The organism is Staphylococcus sp. SA22, assembly GCF_054165785.1.
On the sequence record NZ_JBSZQY010000007.1, the window covers coordinates 1 to 21905 of the forward strand.

At 34.1% G+C, this 21905-nt stretch carries 20 protein-coding genes and 1 pseudogene; 7 read left to right on the plus strand and 14 right to left on the minus strand.

Annotated features, from left to right (window positions below; genetic code table 11):
• Positions 1–77: 77 nt before the first annotated feature.
• The 5 genes and pseudogenes from sasK to panB all read right to left on the minus strand — a co-directional run.
• Positions 78–404: pseudogene (gene sasK, locus ACXQH5_RS07600) on the minus strand (LPXTG-anchored surface protein SasK); the annotation flags it as partial.
• Between the two features lie 15 nt (positions 405–419).
• Positions 420–1496 carry a trypsin-like serine peptidase gene (locus ACXQH5_RS07605; protein ID WP_000161217.1) on the minus strand — a complete coding sequence of 359 codons (1077 nt, stop codon included), beginning with the start codon at positions 1494–1496 and terminating at the stop codon, positions 420–422.
• 342 nt (positions 1497–1838) lie between these two features.
• Positions 1839–2222 carry an aspartate 1-decarboxylase gene (gene panD / locus ACXQH5_RS07610; RefSeq protein ID WP_000621530.1) on the minus strand — a complete coding sequence of 128 codons (384 nt, stop codon included), beginning with the start codon at positions 2220–2222 and terminating at the stop codon, positions 1839–1841.
• Position 2223: 1 nt separating this feature from the next.
• Complete coding sequence (gene panC / locus ACXQH5_RS07615) at positions 2224–3075, minus strand: pantoate--beta-alanine ligase (protein ID WP_000163745.1); 852 nt, start codon at positions 3073–3075, stop codon at positions 2224–2226.
• Positions 3068–3886 carry a 3-methyl-2-oxobutanoate hydroxymethyltransferase gene (panB, locus tag ACXQH5_RS07620; protein WP_000860047.1) on the minus strand — a complete coding sequence of 273 codons (819 nt, stop codon included), beginning with the start codon at positions 3884–3886 and terminating at the stop codon, positions 3068–3070. The genes panC and panB overlap by 8 nt, the downstream gene beginning before the upstream one ends.
• Positions 3887–3958: 72 nt before the next feature.
• Here panB and ACXQH5_RS07625 point away from each other — a divergent pair, with 72 nt between their 5' ends.
• Positions 3959–4819, plus strand: a complete 861-nt coding sequence (locus ACXQH5_RS07625; RefSeq protein WP_000953560.1) for an oxidoreductase — start codon at positions 3959–3961, stop codon at positions 4817–4819.
• An 85-nt stretch (positions 4820–4904) separates the two neighbouring features.
• Here ACXQH5_RS07625 and budA read toward each other — a convergent pair whose 3' ends face one another.
• Positions 4905–5609, minus strand: a complete 705-nt coding sequence (gene budA / locus ACXQH5_RS07630; protein ID WP_000186117.1) for an acetolactate decarboxylase — start codon at positions 5607–5609, stop codon at positions 4905–4907.
• Positions 5610–5886: 277 nt separating this feature from the next.
• Positions 5887–6846: an L-lactate dehydrogenase gene (locus tag ACXQH5_RS07635; RefSeq protein ID WP_000846637.1), complete on the minus strand. Its 960-nt coding sequence runs from the start codon at positions 6844–6846 to the stop codon at positions 5887–5889.
• 686 nt (positions 6847–7532) lie between these two features.
• Here ACXQH5_RS07635 and ACXQH5_RS07640 point away from each other — a divergent pair.
• Entirely contained in the window at positions 7533–8981 is a 1449-nt protein-coding gene (locus ACXQH5_RS07640; protein WP_000534436.1) for an APC family permease, read from the plus strand.
• 79 nt (positions 8982–9060) lie between these two features.
• On the opposite strand, the gene ACXQH5_RS07645 is transcribed toward ACXQH5_RS07640, so the two are convergent.
• The gene (locus tag ACXQH5_RS07645; protein ID WP_000030049.1) at positions 9061–10398 is read right to left on the minus strand and encodes an aspartate aminotransferase family protein; all 1338 of its coding nucleotides are present in this window, start codon (positions 10396–10398) and stop codon (positions 9061–9063) included.
• 253 nt (positions 10399–10651) lie between these two features.
• On the opposite strand from ACXQH5_RS07645, the gene ACXQH5_RS07650 reads away from it, so the two are divergent.
• A complete protein-coding gene (locus tag ACXQH5_RS07650; protein WP_001237630.1) occupies positions 10652–11068 on the plus strand; it encodes a hypothetical protein in 417 nt (138 codons plus the stop codon).
• A gap of 122 nt (positions 11069–11190) precedes the next feature.
• Positions 11191–12081, plus strand: coding sequence for a fructose bisphosphate aldolase (locus tag ACXQH5_RS07655; protein ID WP_001031407.1), 891 nt, complete (start codon positions 11191–11193; stop codon positions 12079–12081).
• A gap of 194 nt (positions 12082–12275) precedes the next feature.
• Here the strand turns inward: ACXQH5_RS07655 and lqo are convergent, their stop codons facing one another.
• Positions 12276–13772, minus strand: a complete 1497-nt coding sequence (lqo, locus tag ACXQH5_RS07660) for an L-lactate dehydrogenase (quinone) (RefSeq protein WP_001130051.1) — start codon at positions 13770–13772, stop codon at positions 12276–12278.
• A gap of 295 nt (positions 13773–14067) precedes the next feature.
• Between lqo and ACXQH5_RS07665 the strand changes: the two genes are divergently transcribed.
• Positions 14068–14397, plus strand: a complete 330-nt coding sequence (locus ACXQH5_RS07665; protein ID WP_025174545.1) for a hypothetical protein — start codon at positions 14068–14070, stop codon at positions 14395–14397.
• 59 nt (positions 14398–14456) lie between these two features.
• Here the strand turns inward: ACXQH5_RS07665 and mbcS are convergent, their stop codons facing one another.
• The 5 genes from mbcS to betB all read right to left on the minus strand — a co-directional run bounded on the left by mbcS (position 14457) and on the right by betB (position 20924).
• The gene (gene mbcS / locus ACXQH5_RS07670) at positions 14457–16055 is read right to left on the minus strand and encodes an acyl-CoA synthetase MbcS (RefSeq protein WP_001172340.1); all 1599 of its coding nucleotides are present in this window, start codon (positions 16053–16055) and stop codon (positions 14457–14459) included.
• A gap of 193 nt (positions 16056–16248) precedes the next feature.
• Positions 16249–16692: an antibiotic biosynthesis monooxygenase family protein gene (locus tag ACXQH5_RS07675; protein ID WP_001028780.1), complete on the minus strand. Its 444-nt coding sequence runs from the start codon at positions 16690–16692 to the stop codon at positions 16249–16251.
• Between the two features lie 279 nt (positions 16693–16971).
• Complete coding sequence (locus tag ACXQH5_RS07680) at positions 16972–17184, minus strand: sterile alpha motif-like domain-containing protein (RefSeq protein WP_000011688.1); 213 nt, start codon at positions 17182–17184, stop codon at positions 16972–16974.
• Positions 17185–17463: 279 nt separating this feature from the next.
• Positions 17464–19173 (minus strand): choline dehydrogenase, encoded by a 1710-nt coding sequence (betA, locus tag ACXQH5_RS07685; protein ID WP_000066521.1) that lies wholly within the window; start codon positions 19171–19173, stop codon positions 17464–17466.
• A gap of 260 nt (positions 19174–19433) precedes the next feature.
• Positions 19434–20924: a betaine-aldehyde dehydrogenase gene (gene betB, locus ACXQH5_RS07690; protein ID WP_000421701.1), complete on the minus strand. Its 1491-nt coding sequence runs from the start codon at positions 20922–20924 to the stop codon at positions 19434–19436.
• A 68-nt stretch (positions 20925–20992) separates the two neighbouring features.
• On the opposite strand from betB, the gene ACXQH5_RS07695 reads away from it, so the two are divergent.
• Both ACXQH5_RS07695 and cudC read left to right on the plus strand, forming a co-directional pair.
• Positions 20993–21088 carry a hypothetical protein gene (locus tag ACXQH5_RS07695; protein WP_031845090.1) on the plus strand — a complete coding sequence of 32 codons (96 nt, stop codon included), beginning with the start codon at positions 20993–20995 and terminating at the stop codon, positions 21086–21088.
• An 88-nt stretch (positions 21089–21176) separates the two neighbouring features.
• A complete protein-coding gene (gene cudC / locus ACXQH5_RS07700) occupies positions 21177–21740 on the plus strand; it encodes a choline uptake/conversion transcriptional regulator CudC (RefSeq protein ID WP_000198600.1) in 564 nt (187 codons plus the stop codon).
• Positions 21741–21905 lie beyond the last annotated feature (165 nt).

Genomic DNA, 21905 nt, shown 5'->3' on the forward strand with positions numbered 1-21905 from the left:
CATCGTCATTCCTCCTGCTATCTTTTTCTATTATTCTACCTTATTTGATAGTAGATTTAAAACTTTGCAACAGAACCTATTAAATTATCTGGATGTTTTAGTAAATGTCTGCAGTCGGATACTATTTTAGAATCTTTTGCCTTTACCGCATTATTCGGCACCTCATTATCATCTTTCAACTGCTTGATAACATCTGGATCTTTCGTGCCATCTATTAAATTATCAAGTTTTTTCACACGTGCTATGTCACTAACTGGCCCTGGATAATTTGCATCCGGTTGTCTAACTGGTATTAAATTGCTGTTTTCATTCACACCTTCAGGTTTGTTATTTTCGGCGTTCGCATTATCCGTAAAAATCAACACTGATAAAATTGCAACAAATAAACTTATAACTTTTTTCATCTTATTCATCCTTTCCTATTTTACTACCTTAATATCATTGCTATTAAAGTAACCCATCCATCTATTTTTTTCGTCGTATAAAGAGTAATATTTATACCCATTTGGAATATTGTAATAGAGTTTAGCTGTGTACGCTTTATCTTTTTTAATTAATTTATTATCACCCTTTTTTGTAATTTCAATGTTTTTCCAATATATATACTTACTTTTAATTACTTTCACTTTCTTATTATATGGATGACTTCTGTACTTACCTATCCAATAATTTATGTAATCTAATTTTAAATCATTTATTCTCACGCCTGAATTATGATTATATCTGCCGTATGCATGTACTCCGATGATATTGTTTTTTGAATCTCTTATCGCACTACCACTTTGTCCTGAAAATGTATCTACTGTATAATACATTTCATTCTCATCAAAACTTTCTAATTTCCCTTTACCTTTATATTGTCTGTTGTCTGACTTGTCTCCTGGAAATCCAGAAATCTCAATATTTTCACCTTTGCTAATGCGTGTGTTCAAAGTTAAGTAACCTGTTTTATTTCCTAAATTATTATTTAACTTAATAATTGCTATATCTTCTTTTGTAGGAGCATTATTAATCCAAGATTTAGATACAAAAAACTTATGCGAAAAGGCCTTTCCTATTGTATATGTTTGCCCATATACTCCAGCATAGACATCAATCTTTTTAGCCCAACCCTTATCGTCTTTAGAATAGACATTATGAGCCGCTGTCAATACAATGTCCTTACCAATCATAGTACCGGTGCCTTTATATACACGGTTATTTGAAAACGTCATATTTAATAATACAGTCTGCTTATAAGGTCTTTGTAAAATATTATTAACAACAATTCTTTGATCTTTACCGAAAACTCGCTCAGTTAAGGGCGTACTATAATCACCTACTTCATAAAGCTCATTTTGATTACGTTCAATTGTTCCTGATTCAAAATTATTATCACTACCATTTTCTGAATTGACGATAGGATTATTATCAGCTAAGACAAAACTTTCACCATAATAACTAGAAACAATTACTACTAACAAAATCAAAAATGATATTTTAAAAATTTTTGTCATAGGCATTCCTCCTTTAATCTATATTATTTTTATCTATTTCATATAATTTTATTATATAATTTCTATCAATTCAATATTTTTACTTCACGAAACTAAACAACATGTCATTAACTTATCTCGTTAAGTTAAGAATTCTATTTTCTACCAAATAAATTCTGAATACTGTTTTAGATAATCAATTCGCAAAACTATTTCTTTATAAATATGACCATCATTAAACACTGCTAAAATTGTAACAATAATACATATGATTTTCTTACGCTAACCCAATTGGCATAAAAATAAAAACCCCTAATGGATAACTACATTGTTATCTACTAGAGGTTTCTAACTTATACTATTTTATAACACTATCGTATTTTCTTTTTCATGAATCATTTCAATAATGACATTGTCTTCATTCATTACTGCTACTTTAGGTGCATGGTGTTTAATTTCTTCTTCATTCAACTGTGCATAAGTCATGATTATGACTACATCGCCTACTTCAACAAGTCTTGATGCTGCACCGTTTAAACAAATTTTACCACTACCTCTTTCACCAGCTATTACGTATGTTTCAAAACGTGCACCATTATTATTATTCACGATGGCTACTTTTTCATTTGGCAAGATGTCTACCGCTTCCAATATATCTGAATCAATCGTAATGCTACCTACATAATTTAAATTTGACTCAGTCACTCTTGCTCTATGAATTTTAGCATTCATCATTGTTCTTATCACTTTATTCAGCTCCAATTATTATATTATCTATTAAACGCGCTTTTGAAAATTTGACAGCTAACGAGATAAATATGCGTCCAGTTATTTCATGTTGTTCTACTAATTGAGGATAACTATAAACAGCAACTTCTTCAATGCGTCCACTTATATGTGATTCAAGATATTGAGTAACCCTGTCTATAATTACTTTACTTTGACGTTCACCGTCTTGATACAACGCTTGTGCTAATAGCAAACTTTTACTTAAATGTACCGCTTCTTGTCGTTCTTGCTCCGTTAAATAAACATTTCTTGAACTTTTCGCCAAACCATCTGCTTCTCGAACGATATCAATACCAATAATTTCAACGGCATGATTGAAGTCTTTTACCATTTGCTCGACAATAGCCAATTGCTGGGCATCTTTTTTACCAAAATAAGCATAATCCGGCATAACAATATTAAATAGCTTATTAACTACTGTTACCACCCCATCAAAATGCCCTGGACGCTTCGCTCCTTCTAACACATCAGCTAATGGACCTACTTTGACATCAATACCTAATTCACCTGGATACATATCTTCTACTGCAGGATGAAAAACAATGTCCGCCCCTACTTCTGATACTAATTCTAAATCTTTATCAATTTGTCTCGGATAAGCATCGAAATCTTCGTTTGGACCAAATTGTAATGGATTAACAAATACACTCACAACTGTAATATCATTTGTACTAACTGATTCGCGTACCATCGTTAAATGTCCATCATGTAAGGCACCCATTGTTGGGATAAAACCAATCGTTGTTCCTGAGCGTTTGGCTGCTTTAACAATGTGTTGCATCTCTTTTACCGTAGTAATCAGCTTAGTCATTGTTATTAACCTCATTCATAATTTTCTTTTTATACGTATATTCTTCTGATGGAAATGCACCAGATTTAACTTCTTGATCGTATTGCTTTAAACCATCCACACCAACACTAAAATCAGCAAATTGCTTCACAAATTTCGCTTTATGTTCAACACCATAATTTAACATATCGTGATAAACCAATACTTGACCATCTGTACCTTTTCCTGCACCAATACCAATGACTGGAATTGTTAAGTGCTTGCTAATTTCCTCTGCTAAATCATTTGGAATTGCTTCAAGTACTAACGCAACTGCACCAGCTTGTTCTACATTTTTCGCATCTAAAATAAGTTGCTCCGCTGCTTCTTTCGTTGCACCTTGTAATTTATACCCCATAACGCCAACACTTTGAGGTGTTAATCCTAAATGTGCAACAACAGGAATACCAATTGCCGTTGCTTTTTCAATAAATGGTGTAATATGCGCTCCTTCTGCTTTAATTGCATTTGCATTCGTCTCCTGATAAAGCTTTAGAGCATGATTTAAGTCTTGTGTCATAGAGATGCCTACTGCACCAATCGGCATATCAACAACTACAAATGTATTTGGTGCGCCTCTTCTTACTGCACGACCGTGATGAATCATATCTGCTAACGTCACTTGTACGGTACTTTCATAACCTAATACAGTCATACCAAGTGAATCCCCAACAAGAATCATATCAATACCCGCTGCTTCCACTTGTTTAGCACTTGGAAAATCATAAGCTGTTACCATAGAAATTTTAGTTTGCTTTTGTTTCATATCTATTAATTGACTTACTGTTTTCAATGTTATTCAACCTCTTTTTGCAGTATTATTAGAAATAGTATAATGAATCTTTTATAGAAAGGAAAGAAGAAGATGTTATCAGTTGCGATTATCGGCCCAGGCGCTGTCGGTACAACTATTGCCTATGAATTACAACAATCATTGCCTCATACAACGCTTATCGGGAGACACGCCAAAACAATAACATATTATACTGTACCACATGCACCTGCACAAGATATTGTTGTGAAAGGTTATGAAGATGTCACAAACACATTTGATGTTATTATTATTGCGGTCAAAACACATCAACTTGATGCCGTTATTCCTCATTTAACTCATCTTGCACATGAGGACACGCTCATCATTTTAGCCCAAAATGGTTATGGTCAACTCGAACATATTCCATTTAAAAATGTATGCCAAGCAGTTGTCTATATAAGTGGTCAAAAGAAAGGCGATGTTGTTACGCACTTCAGAGATTATCAATTACGTATACAAGATAATGCATTAACACGACAATTTAGAGATTTGGTCCAAGACAGTCAAATCGACATTGTATTAGAAGCAAATATTCAACAAGCTATTTGGTATAAATTGTTAGTTAACTTGGGCATTAATTCTATCACAGCACTCGGGAGACAGACAGTTGCAATCATGCATAATCCTGAAATACGTACACTGTGTAGACAGTTATTACTAGATGGTTGTCGTGTTGCACAGGCAGAGGGGTTAAACTTTTCAGAACAAACTGTCGATACTATTATGACTATATATCAAGGTTATCCCGACGAAATGGGAACGAGCATGTATTACGACATTGTGCATCAGCAACCTCTTGAAGTCGAAGCGATTCAAGGCTTTATTTATCGACGTGCACGTGAACACAATCTTGACACCCCATATCTTGATACTATTTATAGCTTTTTACGCGCTTATCAACAAAATATGTAAGCACATATATAATATAAAAAGACCTTAACGATGCATTTAGAACCACCTGTTCCTAATATCGCTAAGGTCTTTTAATTATATTAGACTATTCAGCTTCTCTAATTTCTTCTGCCACATCTTTATAGTCTATTTTCGCTTTAACAAACGTCTCGTTATTTACCGGGAAATGTTGTTGGAATGTTTCAAAGTTTTGTATCTCAACGACAACGTCATCCACTTCAAAGTCAAGAACATGTCCACCATAAGCTCTTTCATCATCCGCAAAATGTATATGAAAACCAGCAGACCCTACGCCATGAAATAATTCTGGTGTAAAAAATCCAACAATGGCACCACGAATATCTTGTCTTTTTTCCTCAGGTTGTCTGCGTGCTGAATCAATCAAACGTGTATATGGCGGTTGCTGAGCAGGCATCATTCGTACATGCATATGTTTAAATGTGCCATAAATTTTAACAGCCGAAAATAAATTCTCACTTAACATTTCATTTTTAATTTGTGCGAATACATCATCTTGTGATAATTGTTGCAATGGAAATGTCTTACTCGCTTTAAAATTAGTAATCGATGCATACGGTACTTTCTCATCGCCTTTTAATTCTATAAATTCTTTATGCTCGTTAGCATGATATGCCTTCCCGTCTAAAAATATTACTTCGCCATCAGACCCTGTTAACGTTGCAATCCCTAAATTTCCATGTTCTAACAATTCATTAATTGTAGCTGTTCCTTCTAGTAAGCCAGCCATTAACGTACCTAATGTACCATGTTGATACAAGACATTCGTCATTCCAAAACCATCTCCCTATAGTTATTCCTCGTTGTCATGCTCTACTTCGTGCTTAATGCAGAACTACTTTCCTTTATACTCAATGACGCCTCGACATTTCTATTCATGTCACTAAATTTTCACGAGTCATAATACTTTATTCAATTATTATTTTACGCAAAAGTATTGCCTCTATCAATGCTTGCTAAAAAAATGGACCTATCAGTGCCACATTTTACTGCAACACTAATAGATCCTCTTACCATTAATATATTTCTAATTAACACTTAAAATAGGCTTAGTCTTCTAATAAATATTTAATTGAATCAAATGTATCTTCTAATGTTTTAACAGATTTATCGAACAATGCTTGTTCTTCTGCACTTAATGGCATTTCATAAATTTTAACTGCGCCATGTTGGTTAACTAATGTTGGTACACCTAGGTAAACGCCTTTGTGACCACCATATTGACCATCTAATTGTATAGAAACATTTAAGACATTATTTTCATTATTTAAAATGGCTTTTGAAATGCGCATCAATGCTAATGCAATACCATAGTATGTTGACCCTTTAGCTTGGATAATTTCATAAGCAGCGTCACGTGTATTTACATAAATTTCTTCCGCTTTAGCTTCGCTACCAGTTTGTTCTTTTAATGTGTCATATACTGAAATACCTGCTACATTTGCTTGTGACCAAACTGCAAGTTCAGTATCACCATGCTCACCAATAATACTAGCGTCAACACTTGAAGGTGCAACACCAAGTTCTTGGCTAATTAAATATTGTAAACGTGCACTGTCCAATACAGTACCTGAACCGATAACACGTTCTGCTGGTAATCCAGTATATTCTTTTACAAATCTTGTTAAAATGTCTACAGGGTTTGCCGCGATTAAGAAATATCCATCAAAGCCGCTATCCATAACACTCTTAACAATGCTCTTCATAATCTTAGTATTTTTTTCAACTAATTGTAAACGTGTTTCACCTGGCTTTTGAGGTGCACCAGCTGTAATAACAACTAAATCTGCATCTTTACAGTCTTCGTATTCACCTGCTTTCACATCAACTGGTGAAGGACTGTGGACTGTACCATGGTTTAAATCTTGAACATCTGCTTTTACTTTGTCTTTTGCAATGTCAATAATTACAAATTCATCAGCAACACCTTGCGTAACCATTGCAAAGGCATAGCTTGATCCTACAGATCCATCTCCGATTAATACAACCTTTTTACCAAATGTTTTCATAATTATGTCTCCTAACCTAATTGAATTTATTTTACACGTGACTACACGTAAAAATATCTATACTGAAATTAAAGATTAACAATTTTATTTTATTATAATATTATGCTACCAAATTACAAACATAAAACTGAGATGTAAGCGGAGTCAAATTACACTCTAACGCCAATAAATATTGATATCTCAAGCTTTAGCACGTAATTTGAAATTTGTGACAATTTTTAGCATTCTAAAATTGCGTAATGACGCTATTTAAAGGCTTTAACAAACTATTGAGCTTTCTATTTTTTTCATTTTAAAAAGGATGGCTATTCGACTTAAATGACTTACTATATAACCTCCTATTTTCCGCCTTACCCTCATCATATTTGATGCATCTTTTTATAGTCAAAGAATTACATTTCATACAAATTAGCCAATCAGACATAAACATGAAATTGATTTTAAAAATATAATGCGCAAAATTGTTAGAAAATTAGCAAAAAATAGTACTTATTCATTTAATATCTGTTATAATCAGTTTTATCATTTAAAAAATCTATGGATGTTATCAAGACAAGTCATTAATACGTAATATAAAGTTGTGATTTTTCAGAATTTTTAGACAAAATATTGATTATTTGTGCTATGATATAACATATTAAAAAACACCGTATAGAATTGTTTATGAATGTTTGGGAGGAAAGTTTATGGGAAGTTTTTTCAATAAAATAGCACGAAAAGAGGATCCGGCTATCTATCAAAATAAAGATGGTCATTTAAAGCGTACACTACGGGTGCGTGATTTCTTAGCTTTAGGTGTAGGAACAATTGTATCGACATCTATCTTTACGCTACCTGGCATTGTTGCTGCACAACATGCAGGACCGGCCGTTGCGTTATCATTCTTACTCGCTGCTATTGTTGCTGGTTTAGTTGCATTTACTTATGCAGAAATGGCTGCCGCTATGCCATTTGCAGGTTCAGCCTATTCTTGGGTCAATGTATTATTTGGTGAATTTTTTGGATGGGTTGCCGGTTGGGCTCTATTAGCTGAATATTTTATCGCCGTAGCCTTTGTTGCATCAGGATTCTCAGCGAATTTACGCGGACTTGTGAAACCAATTGGCATCGAATTACCTGCAGCATTATCAAATCCATTTGGTACCAATGGCGGTTTTATCGATATTATTGCTGCTATCGTTATTTTATTAACTGCATTATTACTATCACGTGGTATGTCAGAAGCAGCACGTATGGAAAACATTTTAGTTATTTTAAAAGTATTAGCTATTATTTTATTTGTAATCGTAGGTTTAACAGCAATAAATGTTAGTAACTATGTGCCATTTATTCCAGAACACAAAGTAACTGCTACAGGTGACTTTGGTGGATGGCAAGGCATATATGCTGGTGTTTCAATGATTTTCTTAGCGTATATCGGTTTCGATTCTATCGCAGCAAACTCAGCAGAAGCACTTGACCCTCAAAAGACAATGCCTAGAGGTATTCTTGGTTCTTTAAGTGTTGCTATCGTATTATTTATTGCTGTAGCACTAGTGTTAGTTGGTATGTTCCATTACTCACAATACGCAAACAATGCTGAACCTGTTGGTTGGGCTTTACGTCAAAGTGGTCATGGTGTTGTAGCAGCTATTGTTCAAGCTATCTCTGTTATCGGTATGTTTACAGCATTAATTGGTATGATGTTAGCAGGCTCACGTTTACTTTATTCATTTGGACGTGACGGCTTATTACCTTCATGGTTAAGCCACTTAAACGACAAACATTTACCTAATCGCGCACTAGTTATACTTACTATTATTGGTGTTTTAATTGGTTCTATGTTCCCATTCGCATTTTTAGCACAATTAATTTCAGCCGGTACACTTGTTGCATTTATGTTCGTTTCATTAGCAATGTATCGTTTGAGAAAGCGTGAAGGTAAAGATCTACCAATTCCTGCATTTAAATTACCTTTATATCCTGTGTTACCAGCAGTTACATTTGTTTTAGTATTGCTAGTATTCTGGGGATTAGGATTCGAAGCGAAATTATACACTTTAATTTGGTTTATTGTTGGTATCATTCTATATTTAAGTTATGGACTTAGACATTCTAAGAAAAATGACGTAGCTGAATACCACCCACCAAAATAAAAATTAAAAAAATCATTTCCCATCTGATTAACATCCAGATGTGGAAATGATTTTTTATTTTATATTAAGATAATCGCTATTACCAACCTTGTCCAGATATGTCATATTGATCTAAGTTTCCTGCTTCCAAAGCAGTCAGTGCATCTTCTATAGTGTTTAACGCCGTGTCTAATTGCTCATATGTTATTACCAATGGCGGTTGGAATCGCAACACATTTCCAGCTACAGCTATAATAACTACGCCATGCTCAAAGCAGTAATTACATATTTTAAGTGCCGCAATAGCATCACGTGTTTTGAGGTTTTTGTCAGAAACAATATCAATACCAATACTCAGACCTTTACCTCTAACATCGCCTACACTATTGTATTTAGATACCCATTGATCCATTCGTTTCCTAACATATTCCCCTTTTTCCGCACTAGCCTGAAGAAGCGACTGATCTTCAATCATTTGAATTGTGGCTAATGCAGCTTCACAACTAACTGGATTAGCACCTGTTGTAAATAAATGTGCTGGTGCTTCTAAACAATTCATAATCTCTTTGCGTCCAACAATTGCTGACATAGGCATACCACCTGCTAAGGATTTTCCAAAAGTGATTAAATCAGGCGTAAAATTAAAATGCGAGACTGAACTCCATGTACCTGTTCTCCCAAAACCTTGTTGAATATCATCGACAGCGATTAAAATACCATGTTCACGACAAATCTTTTCTAACGCTTCAAAATACCCTGGAACTGGTTCTAAAAGTCCACCATCGCCTTGTATCGTTTCAATAACAATACATGCTACTTCGTCAGCAGGTACATATTTCGCAAACATTTCTTTTAAGGGTGCTAAATATTCTTCTACTGAATTAGCTTGTGGCTGCTCGTACATACCACGATATTTATCTGGAAACGGAATATGATAAAAACCATTCAATAACGGACCATAATGTTTGCGCATATTTAAACTAATAGCTGACATAGACAATGAGCCAAAAGTTGAACCATGATATGCATTAGTGAAACTAATGATATAAGGACGCCCTGTATATGCTCTGGCAAATTTAATGATGCCATCATTTGCGTCTGATCCAGTTAATCCGAAGGTCACTCTTTTTTCAAAATCTCCAGGTGCAATCTCACAAAGCTTCTTAGCTAAACGTACCAACGGTTCATGATACATATATGCTGGTGTATAATGAATAAATTTATCAACTTGTGCCTTTATCGCTTCTGTTACTTCTCTAGGTGCATGACCTACGTTTTGAGAACTCGCACTCGATAACAAATCGATATATGTCTTCCCCTCAATATCAACCAATGTTGCTCCATATCCATGATCAATAACTAACGGATAATATTTAATACGTCCTGGTTTCGCAAAATAATGTTCATCCTCTTGAATTAATTGATGTGCTTTACTCATATACATTCCCCTCCCATTGACAGACCTTATTCACATAATTACCTTCCCTATATCGATAACCACATTCGATTTGATATCACGTGAAAATACCGTCATGCCTCTATGAATACTATCCAATATACTAATAAAATTCAGATTTGTAAATATATTCTGATAATTAAGAATTTTATATCAATCTACTTTGTTTATGCGCATAATTTTGTTCGATTAGGGAATTGTTTACTATATTCCATTTGACTCTGAGGTGATACGAATGCGTTTAAAAGTATTGTTCCATTTCATTGCTGCTATTTTCATATCATTCATGTTGCTATGGATGACCATGTTGTTTGACTTAATAAGCAATCAATCACATTTAAAAGCTTTATTATTGAATTTAGATTTTCTAATTCCTTCTGACAATACACCATATATTCTAGAAATAATATGTCACTTACTAATTGGTAGCGTCATTTATTTTGTATTTGTGTTGCTGTTTCATACTTCTAAAAGGCTTTACTATCTATGTTATATCCCTTTAGTTTTCTTATTTATAGCATTGTATCCCTTTTTAGTATTTATTGCGCAACGTCCAATTTTTCAATTTAGTGTGACAGAATTAATCGGTTGGATTATTACACATATTTTCTTTATGTCATTAATGGCGTTAGTCATACCTAGAATAAAATAATATTTTTAATTAAACTGACAATTATTTTTCACATTTTATACACTTTTCAAGGTTTATGACTTGAGAAATGTTCTCATTTTTATCATACTGGAGGTGTATTGAAAAGTTAAGGAGTGGAAAGTATGAATAAAGAGCAATTAGAAAAAATGAAAAATGGAAAAGGCTTTATTGCCGCATTAGACCAAAGTGGTGGTAGTACACCAAAAGCACTTAAGGAATATGGTGTAAACGAAGATCAATATAGCAATGAAGACGAAATGTTCCAACTTGTTCACGATATGCGTACACGTGTGGTAACTTCACCTTCATTCTCACCAGATAAAATTTTGGGTGCTATTCTTTTCGAACAAACAATGGATCGCGAAGTAGAAGGCAAATACACTGCAGATTACTTAGCTGATAAAGGTGTTGTTCCGTTCTTAAAAGTAGACAAAGGTCTTGCTGAAGAGCAAAATGGTGTTCAATTAATGAAACCAATCGACAACTTAGACAGCTTATTAGATCGTGCAAACGAGCGTCACATTTTTGGTACAAAAATGCGTTCTAATATTTTAGAATTAAATGAACAAGGTATCAAAGACGTTGTTGAACAACAATTTGAAGTCGCTAAACAAATTATTGCTAAAGGGTTAGTGCCAATTATCGAACCAGAAGTTAATATTAACGCAAAAGATAAAGCTGAAATTGAAAAAGTATTAAAAGCTGAGCTTAAAAAAGGTTTAGACAGCTTAAATGCTGATCAATTAGTTATGTTAAAATTAACAATTCCTACTGAAGCTAACTTATACAAAGACTTAGCTGAACATCCAAATGTTGTTCGTATCGTTGTATTATCAGGTGGTTACAGCAGAGAAAAAGCGAACGAATTACTTAAAGATAACGCTGAACTTATCGCAAGCTTCTCACGTGCATTAGCTAGTGATTTAAGAGCTGGACAATCTAAAGAAGAATTCGATAAAGCATTAGGTGACGCTGTAGAATCAATCTACGACGCATCTGTAAACAAAAACTAATTTATACATTAAACGTATTTTTTGATATAAACTACTAAAAAGGACTCATACATGTGCTTTAAAGGCATTGTGTATGAGTCTTTTTGATTAAAGTTGATTTTGCGTATGTATTATAGATTACGCGAAAAAAATCGGACAGCTGAAAAATCTATAAGATTTCTCAGTTGCCCGATTTTAAATATAGCTATTAGAATTTAGTTTTCGTAGTAACCTAATTCTAAGTCTTTTGAAGTTTGTTTACGGATTTTTCTCATTAATTTTTCGTCTTCAATTAATGATTCACCGTATGATGGAATCATTTTCTTGATTTTAGGTGCCCATTCAGTTTTGTATTCAGGGAAGTTACGTTCTAATACTTCTAACGCAACTGAAACTGAAGTTGAAGCCCCTGGTGATTCACCTAATAATGCGATTACAGTGTGGTCTTGTGAGTTAACCACTTCTGTACCGAATTGGATGAATCCTTTACCGTGTTCAGGTGTATCTTTGATAACTTGTACACGTTTACCAGCAGTGTATAATTGCCAATCTTCATTACGTGCTTCTGGATAGAAAGTACGTAAGTGGTTCATACAACCTTCTTTTGTCATAATCACTTGATCAAATGAGTATTTAATTAAAGGTAAGTTTTTAACTGCTGCTGCTAATAAAGTTGTAATGTTGTATGTTTTAACAGACTTGAATAAATCTAAGTTAGAACCATTTTTCAAGAATTTAGGTCCAACATTAGCAAATGGTCCAAATAACAATGTTCTTTGGCCGTCAATGTAACGCGTATCTAAATGAGGTACAGTCATTGGTGGTGTACCAGGTGGCTCTTTACCATAAACTTTGGCATCGTGTTGTTCAATAACTTGTGGGTTTGTACAAGCTAAGAATTGACCACTGATAGGGAATCCACCTAAATGTTTACTTTCAGGGATACCTGTTTTTTGTAATAATGGAATTGCTCCACCGCCAGCACCGATGAATACATAGTCAGTTACTTGTTTGAATTTCTCACCAGTTAGGCGATTTTTAACAGTAACTTCCCATTGACCATTTGATAATTGTTCAAAATCAACAACTTCATGGTTAAATTGCACTGTAGCATTTGGATGTGCTTCAATGCTTTTAGCCATTTTACGTGTTAATTCACCGAAGTTTACATCTGTACCTTCGTCAATTTTACTTGCCGCCATGATACCAGGGTTATCTTCACGGCCTTTCATCATCAATGGAATCCATTTTTTCATTACTTCGATGTCTTCAGTATATTCGATATTATCGAACATAGGGAAAGCTTTCATCGCTTCGTAACGATCTTTTAAGAATTTAACATTGTTTTTACCTCTAACATAACTGATGTGTGGTAATGGATTGATAAATTCTCTTGGGTTCTCGATGCTACCGCTTTTCACTAAGTGACCCCAGAATTGTTTTGAAATTTCAAACTCTTCGTTAATCACTTTCGCTTTTTCGATGTCGATAGAACCATCAGGTTGTAAAACTGTGTAGTTCAACTCACATAATGCTGCATGACCCGTACCAGCATTATTTCTTTCGTTTGAACTTTCAATTGCAGGACGATCCAAGCGTTCGTAAACGTGGATATTCCAGTCTGGCTCAATTTCTTTTAACATTGAACCAAATGTTGTGCTAAGTACACCGGCTCCAATTAAAACGATGTCTTTACTATTAGACTTAGCCATTGGTTTCACCTCTCCAAAAATTGTAAATGTGTATCATCAATATGAAAGTTACATAAAACTGACATATTTCTTTAAAATATCAACGCCATAGATAACTTCCTGTTTTAATTGATACGCTGTAACAAAATACTATAGTTAGTGCTTACATATATATGTTAAAGCAAGCAGTGGTAAATGTAAATTATAATTATTCATTAACTTTGCAATATATTAAATCTTTTATTCATAGAAGATAAATATCAAATCGATCATAATTATTTGACAACAAATAGCTAACGATTGTTTTAATCTACATTTGACTTATAGCATTTTAAACATATACTCTATTTTGATACAATATAAGTGTAAAATCAATCATAAAAAGGAGATTCAATATATGCATCTAAGAAAATCACTTCAATTACCTTTAATATTGAAATTTATTTTGAATCTTGCCCTTATAGGTATTGTAATTATCGTTCTAACACATACTGAGTTTCAACTTAATGTCGGTGATAGTAATGTGTTTTTATTAAACTGGGATATTCGAGGTTTAACATCTTATATTTTCTCATTCTTAATACTGGTTGCGCTTGTTTCTAAACTAATATTAATATTTATAACTAGACGACAAAGAACATCATAAATAAACAAGCAGTCCAGTGCGTATCATCATACCTTACGCATTGGACTGCTTTGCTATGTTTATTGATTGCTATCTTTTTGTTGTTGCCATTTTTCTATTTCAGCATCTCGTAGTTCAACACGACGAATTTTACCTGAGTTTGTTTTTGGTAAGTCGTCAACGAATTCAATCTCTCTTGGATATTTATATGGTGCAACTTCATTTTTAACAAATTGTTGTAGTTCTTTAACTAGCGTATCATCACCCGCAGTATGGTCCTGTAAAATAACGAATGCTTTAACAATATTTCCTCGTATATCATGAGGTTTTGCTACTACAGCACATTCTTTAACGGCTGGATGATTCGTTAACGCATCTTCAACTTCAAAAGGCCCGATCGTATAGCCTGAACTAATAATAATGTCATCTCTACGTCCTTCAAACCAGAAATAACCATCATCATCTACATGAGCTAAGTCACCAGTGATGTAGTATTTACCTGTTTGCGCTTTCGCCGTACGTTCTGGCTCTTTATAATACCCTTTGAAAAGTGCTGGCAAATCAAGTGGTACTGCAATATTCCCTTTCGTATTAGCAGGTACGCTATTCCCTTCATCATCTACTACAGTGACCGAACTACCCGGAATGCCTTTACCCATTGATCCAATCCTTTGTGGTGTATCTTTTAAAAAGCCTATAAGCAAGGTACTTTCAGTCTGGCCATATCCATCTCTTACAGTTAAATTAAAGTATTTCTTGAATTGTTCAACTACTTCTCGATTTAGTGGCTCACCTGCAGAAACGGCACTATGTAAATGCGTTAAGTCATAATCATTTAAGTTCTGTAATTTAGCCATCATACGATATTCTGTCGGTGTACAACATAAAACATTAATTTGATATTTTTGAAGCAATTCTAAGTATGTTTCAGGGCTGAATCTTCCATTAAATACAAAAGCAGTTGCACCTGAACCTAATACAGATAAGAAAGGACTCCATACCCATTTTTGCCAACCTGGTGCTGCTGTTGCCCAAACTAAGTCATCTTCATTAATACATAACCAATGTTTTGGTGCCATTTGTAAATGTGCAAATCCCCATCCATGACAATGTGTAACGGCTTTAGGATTGCCAGTTGTACCAGATGTATATGACAGAATCGCCATATCATCACGCGTCGTATCTGCCATTTCTAGTTTGTTACTTGCGTTTTCTTTTTCAGCTTCAAGTGAAATCCATCCATCTTTTTGACCGGCAATAACAAATTTAGTTAACGCATCATATTCTTTAATTTTTTCAAATTCAACTGTGAATGGCTCTAATGCAATGACTGCATTTATTTCACCGTGTGTGATACGGTATTGTAAATCTTTAGTTCTTAGCATTTCAGAACATGGAATGATTGCAACACCTAATTTTAAAGCAGCAATATATAATTCATACGTCGCAATAGATCGTGGCATCATAATGAGTACTTTATCGCCTTTAGATAAACCGTGCGATGCTAAAACATTACCTACTTTATTAGACTGTTCAATGAGCTGTTGGTAAGTGACTGATATATCTTCGCCTTCAGTATTATGATATAGAATTGCCTTTTTATCTGGTATGTGGCTATATTTTTCGATTTCCGAAATAATGTTATATTTTTCAGGCGCGAATAGAGCTGACTTTTGCATAACTAACTTCCTTTCATACATCCACTTTTCCTGTGATGAACATTATAATTTTATAAATGAATTATATATATCATACGCCTATCTTTACAGAATTTTCAATTAAATAGGGTTAAATACCAAAGTCCTCGACACTACACTTTGACATGACGTAGCATTCAAGGACTTTCAAATGATTGAGGATTGATATCTCGGGCTAGACCATATCAGCTAATTCAATACGAATATTGTATGATAATTCACGATTAATTATTTTTACATCTGCACCTTTCGAAGTGCCACGATGCTTGTGTGTATGCTTGTACTCAGTTGAATTTTGCCAATGATAAAATGCTTGCCTATTTTCCCACAGCGTAATAATGATATAGTGTCTACCAGCTGTTCTAGGTCTTAAAAACCTTAATGCTTTGAACCCATCAACGTTTTTTAAATGCTTATTACGTTGCAAAAATTTTTGCTCAAATGTTTCTTCTTGTCCTTCGTTAATATATAAATGATTTAACACACATAATGAATCATTTGATAAATCATTTATCGCTTCTAGAACATCGTAATATGCAGTGTCATTATTTTTTTGTATTGTGAGACAATCATCCAGTTCTTCTATTACATAACTTCTATATTCATCATAAATGTTCATAATAAATGCCTTCATTTCATTTATATTTTTGGTCATATTACTTTATATCTATTACTAATTCATTCCCGTATTTATTAATTACAATCATAGTTTGGCTTATTTTTAAAAGATAAGACTTTGTAAAAAGTATTAATATTTCATACAAATGGGGACAGGAGTCGCCCGCTATTTTTGTGTCTTCAATTTCATAATCATTATTTAACATTAGTCATGAAAATAGCCGACAACTTCATCTGTGAAATCACCGGCCTTTTATTTTAGCTAACTTTATTTCTGATTTTACGATTTTAATTGATCATACAGAGAAAGTGATCTTTTTACAATTTCTAAAAACTCATGATCTATATTGGACATTTGATGAAAATAAGACAAAATGTTTTCTGTTAGCTTCTCTTGTTTTGGGAATGAATCATCTTCTTTAATCCAAATCGCTAATTCGCCTAATGGTGTTTTATCATCTTTAAATGTTTGTATATATTCGTAAAAGCTCATAGTATTCCTTCTCTCAATTTACTTATATAAATCCTACCACGAAAGCTTTCAAGAAAACACAATTAAATGTCTATTTAGTGAACTTTTTAAGGTTGTACACTCTTTTAATGTCTGCCAATTAGGTCAATTAATCATCACAATGTACAATTAACTCTACTTTCAGTTCATATACTCACACACACCGTTTTTGAACAACACATTAACTTCTCATTTAGATAAAACGCAAAAAAGCCTGGCACCAATACAATAGATGCCAGACTAAGAGTCTACTATATAAATTTATTTAGCGTATGGTTTCACTTCGATTGCACCTTCATTTTCATCATGAACACCATGCTTATAATAATCAATATATTGTGGCTCTAAAGGCTTTCTGCCACGTATAATGTCTGCTGCTTTTTCAGCTAACATTAAAACAGGTGCATGTATATTGCCATTTGTCGTACGTGGCATAGCTGATGCATCAACTACACGTAAATTTTCCATACCGTGGACTTTCATTGTTAACGGGTCAACTACTGCCATTGGATCTGAAGCAGGACCCATTTTAGCACTACAAGATGGGTGTAATGCTGTTTCACCATCTCTACGAACCCAATCAAGAATTTCTTCGTCTGTTTGCACTTCTGGTCCTGGTGAAATTTCTCCACCATTGAATGGATCCATTGCTTTTTGAGATAAAATATTTCTTGCTACACGAATTGCTTCTACCCACTCTTTTTTATCTTCTTCTGTTGATAAATAATTAAAGCGGATACTTGGTTTTTCGAATGGATCTTTAGATTTGATTTTCAAGCTACCACGAGAGTTTGAATACATTGGTCCTACGTGAACTTGATAACCATGTGCGACCGCTGCCTTTTGACCATCATATCTTACAGCTATTGGTAAGAAATGGAACATTAAGTTAGGATAATCAACTTCGTTATTTGAACGTACAAATCCGCCACCTTCAAAATGGTTAGATGCTGCTGCACCTGTACGTGTGAAAATCCATTGTAAACCAATAAATGGCATGCGCTTGATATCTAAGCTTGGCTGTAATGATACAGGTTCCTTACATTTATGTTGAATGTATACCTCTAAGTGATCTTCAAAGTTTTCACCCACACCAGGTAAATGAACACGTGGCTCAATGCCTTTTGATTTTAGGAACTCTGAATCACCGATACCAGATAATTGTAGTAATTGTGGCGTATTGAATGCCCCACCAGACAAAATGACTTCATTAGCATCGATCGTATGTAGTTTGCCATTTTTCTTATACGTAACACCAGTTGCTCTTCTACCTTCATAATGAATTTCAGTAACAAAGGCACGTGTTTCAACGGTTAAGTTTTTACGCTTCATAGCTGGATGTAAATATGCTCTTGAAGCTGACATTCGGCGACCACGATGTACTTGACTATCGAACGGTCCAAAACCTTCTTGTCTAAATCCATTCACATCAGGTGTTTTATGATAGCCTGCTTCAACACCTGCATCAAAGAATGACTGGAATAAAGGATTCGTTGCTGGCCCTCGTTTTAATTTAATTGGTCCATCATGGCCTCTAAATTTATCATAAGGCGCTGCACCGTATGTTTTTTCTAATTTTTTAAAATACGGTAAACAGTGCGCAAAATCCCAAGTTTCCATACCTTCTGGTTCTGCCCAGCCTTCATAGTCCATTGGATTACCACGTTGATAAATCATGCCATTAATCGAACTTGATCCACCTAAAACTTTACCTCGGGCATGTGCTACTTTACGACCGCCCATATGTGGTTCTTCATCTGTTGAATAAATCCAATCGTAAAATTTATTGCCTGAAGGGAACATTAACGCAGCAGGCATTTGGATAAATAAATCCCAAAAATAATCACTGCGACCCGCTTCTAATACTAAGACTTCTTTATCTTTATCTTCACTCAGACGATTACCTAGTACAGAACCTGCACTGCCTCCTCCAATGATGACATAATCATATGATTTATTTTTGTTACTCATCGTTATGACCTCCAAAGTTTGTTGTATTTCAAAGTGAGTATTGCATGAAATATTTGTTAGTGGCTGATTGGTTATCGTTGAATTGCTAAACTTAGCTAACCAAAACACTCGATTTTACTTTTATGATTGTTACTAACAGTCATGAAATAATCTATGATTCATTTTGCGTTTAGTCCAAATTATCAATCAACATATCGCCACTTATACAAAACAAAGTGAGTGTCTTGTGTTCTTACAATGGCACTCACCTTATCTAATTTTTATTTGCTAAACCAATTCACTAATTGTGGATTTGTATTTGTTAAAATGTGTTTTGAAACAAGGTACTCTTCTAAGCCTTCTTTGCCTAATTCTCTACCGATACCTGATTGTTTGTATCCACCCCATGGCGCTTGTGCAAAATATGGATGGAAATCATTAATCCACACCGTTCCAAGTTTCAACTTGTTAGCAACGCGTTGTGCTTTTCCAATATCTTTAGAAAATACAGCACCTGCTAAACCATATATAGAATCATTCGCTAATTGAATCGCTTCTTGTTCAGTTTCAAAGCCTTCTACAGTAACGACAGGTCCGAAAACCTCTTCTTGTACAATACGCATTGACGTATCACAATTTGTAATGACTGTTGGCTCGAAGAATAGACCATCTTTTAAATCGTCTCTATCTGGACGTTTACCACCAACAGCAATTGTTGCGCCTTCTGCTTTAGCTACATCCATATAAGATTCGATTTTATTACGATGTTCTGTTGAAATCACTGGTCCCATTTCAGTATCAGCATCAAAACCATTACCTAATTTGATTTTTTTCACGCGATCAATAAGTGCTTGCTCAAATTTGTCTTTAATACTGTTTTGTACTAATATTCTTGATCCTGCTGAACAAACTTGACCTGCATGGAAATATCCACCATTTAACGCTTGGTCTACCGCCAATTCAAAATCAGCATCATCAAAGATAATGTTTGGATTTTTACCGCCAAGTTCCAAGGCAATATTCGTAACATTATTAGCAGCATTTTTCATAATATGCTTACCAGTCTCAATGCCACCTGTAAATGATACAAGGTCAACCTCTTTATGACCTGACATTACGTCACCAACTTCAGAACCTGCACCTAGAATAAGATTAATTGTTCCTTTAGGGAAACCAACTTCTTCCATTAATTCAAAAACACGTATTGTTGTTAATGGTGTAATTTCACTTGGTTTCATAACTAGTGAACAACCCGTAGCAAGCGCTGGCGCAATTTTCCATGATGCTTGTAATAACGGATAATTCCAAGGTGTAATTTGTGTAACTACACCTACTGGTTCTTTAACAATTTTGCTTTCTGTATCTGGAATTGGTGAATCAATCATTTCGCCACCATCTTTATCTGCTAATCCAGCAAAATACATAAACACATTATGAATATCATCCATATCTGCATATGATTCTTCTAACGTTTTTCCAGTATCTAATGTTTCTAATCGTGCTAACGCTTCGCGATGTTCTTTGATCTTGTCCGCGATGGCACGTACTTTTTTACCTCTTGTTTCAGCAGTTTCTTGCGACCATTCACCAGACTCAAACGCACGTCTTGCAGCTAAGATTGCACGTTCTGCATCCTCTTTTGTCCCTTCAGAAACCGTAAATATCACTTCTTGATTGTAAGGATTGATAATATCTCTTGTATTTTTATTCGCGCTTTCAACCCACTCACCATCAATATATTGACGCTGAGATAAATGTTTTAAAAGTTCCATTCAACAACCTCCGTTAAGTTTGTTAAATTTTTATTTAACGAATTTTACAAACTTATGTTAGCATAGAAATGAAAAATGTGTCAATTTACAAAACAACTCAAGAATTAAGTTTTGTAGATTCGTTAGATTTTTATTTAACGAAACATTTAACTTTAATGCTTTAAATATTTTTAATGTCTTTTTTTAGAAAAGGTTTTATAATGTATTAGTATTTATTTTAACGTGACCAAAATGATGTACGGAGGTGCAATGATGACTCGTTCTCAGAACAAACAGCAACAATTAGAACAAGCAAAAGATATTGTAATTAATTCAATTGGACAGACAATGGATTTGTATGGCACTAATAGAAGTGTAGGAAACTTATATGGCACTATGGTGTTTGAAGGCAGTATGACGCTTGATGAAATGCGTCATCAATTGCAAATGAGCAAACCAAGTATGAGTGCTGGCGTTAAGAAATTGCAGGAATTTGATATTGTTAAACAACAATTTACGAGAGGAAGCCGCAAACAACATTTTATCGCCGAGAAAGACTTTTTCATCTTTTTCCGAAACTTTTTCACTAAAAAATTTCAGCGTGAAATTGACATCAATGTCGAAGCAGTAAAAGATGCTCAGGCTATTATCAATCCATTACTTGAAAGCAGTGATTTAACTGAAGCTGAAACACAAGAGGCACAAAAAATTAAAGTTCAGCTTGATCATACACATGTTTATTACGAATGGTTAGAACAGTTAACCGAAGCGATTGAAAGCGGTGAAATTTTCAAATATTTCCCAATTCCAGAACAGCCTTCTGATTCTGAAAACTAAAATTGACTCAAACAACGACAATAACAACAATATATACTTAAAACAATGCAATAGGTGCACGAAATAAACGGTAATTTCTATCTCAATAAATAGAAATTACCGTTTTTGCTTAATATGACAATCAATTATGGAGTTATAAAATTCAAAATCTTATGCATCATTTAT

Excerpts from the sequence above, each read along its gene's own strand:
- ACXQH5_RS07680 (WP_000011688.1), bottom strand. The coding sequence starts at position 17,184 with ATGAGCTTTTACGAATATATACAAACATTTAAAGATGATAAAACACCA.
- ACXQH5_RS07640 (WP_000534436.1), top strand. The coding sequence starts at position 7,533 with ATGGGAAGTTTTTTCAATAAAATAGCACGAAAAGAGGATCCGGCTATC.
- panC (WP_000163745.1), bottom strand. The coding sequence starts at position 3,075 with ATGACTAAGCTGATTACTACGGTAAAAGAGATGCAACACATTGTTAAA.
- betB (WP_000421701.1), bottom strand. The coding sequence starts at position 20,924 with ATGGAACTTTTAAAACATTTATCTCAGCGTCAATATATTGATGGTGAG.
- ACXQH5_RS07625 (WP_000953560.1), top strand. The coding sequence starts at position 3,959 with ATGTTATCAGTTGCGATTATCGGCCCAGGCGCTGTCGGTACAACTATT.
- ACXQH5_RS07650 (WP_001237630.1), top strand. The coding sequence starts at position 10,652 with ATGCGTTTAAAAGTATTGTTCCATTTCATTGCTGCTATTTTCATATCA.
- betA (WP_000066521.1), bottom strand. The coding sequence starts at position 19,173 with ATGAGTAACAAAAATAAATCATATGATTATGTCATCATTGGAGGAGGC.
- ACXQH5_RS07635 (WP_000846637.1), bottom strand. The coding sequence starts at position 6,846 with ATGAAAACATTTGGTAAAAAGGTTGTATTAATCGGAGATGGATCTGTA.
- ACXQH5_RS07645 (WP_000030049.1), bottom strand. The coding sequence starts at position 10,398 with ATGAGTAAAGCACATCAATTAATTCAAGAGGATGAACATTATTTTGCG.
- budA (WP_000186117.1), bottom strand. The coding sequence starts at position 5,609 with ATGACGAATGTCTTGTATCAACATGGTACATTAGGTACGTTAATGGCT.
- ACXQH5_RS07605 (WP_000161217.1), bottom strand. The coding sequence starts at position 1,496 with ATGACAAAAATTTTTAAAATATCATTTTTGATTTTGTTAGTAGTAATT.
- mbcS (WP_001172340.1), bottom strand. The coding sequence starts at position 16,055 with ATGCAAAAGTCAGCTCTATTCGCGCCTGAAAAATATAACATTATTTCG.
- ACXQH5_RS07675 (WP_001028780.1), bottom strand. The coding sequence starts at position 16,692 with ATGAACATTTATGATGAATATAGAAGTTATGTAATAGAAGAACTGGAT.
- ACXQH5_RS07695 (WP_031845090.1), top strand. The coding sequence starts at position 20,993 with ATGAAAAATGTGTCAATTTACAAAACAACTCAAGAATTAAGTTTTGTA.
- lqo (WP_001130051.1), bottom strand. The coding sequence starts at position 13,772 with ATGGCTAAGTCTAATAGTAAAGACATCGTTTTAATTGGAGCCGGTGTA.
- cudC (WP_000198600.1), top strand. The coding sequence starts at position 21,177 with ATGACTCGTTCTCAGAACAAACAGCAACAATTAGAACAAGCAAAAGAT.
- ACXQH5_RS07655 (WP_001031407.1), top strand. The coding sequence starts at position 11,191 with ATGAATAAAGAGCAATTAGAAAAAATGAAAAATGGAAAAGGCTTTATT.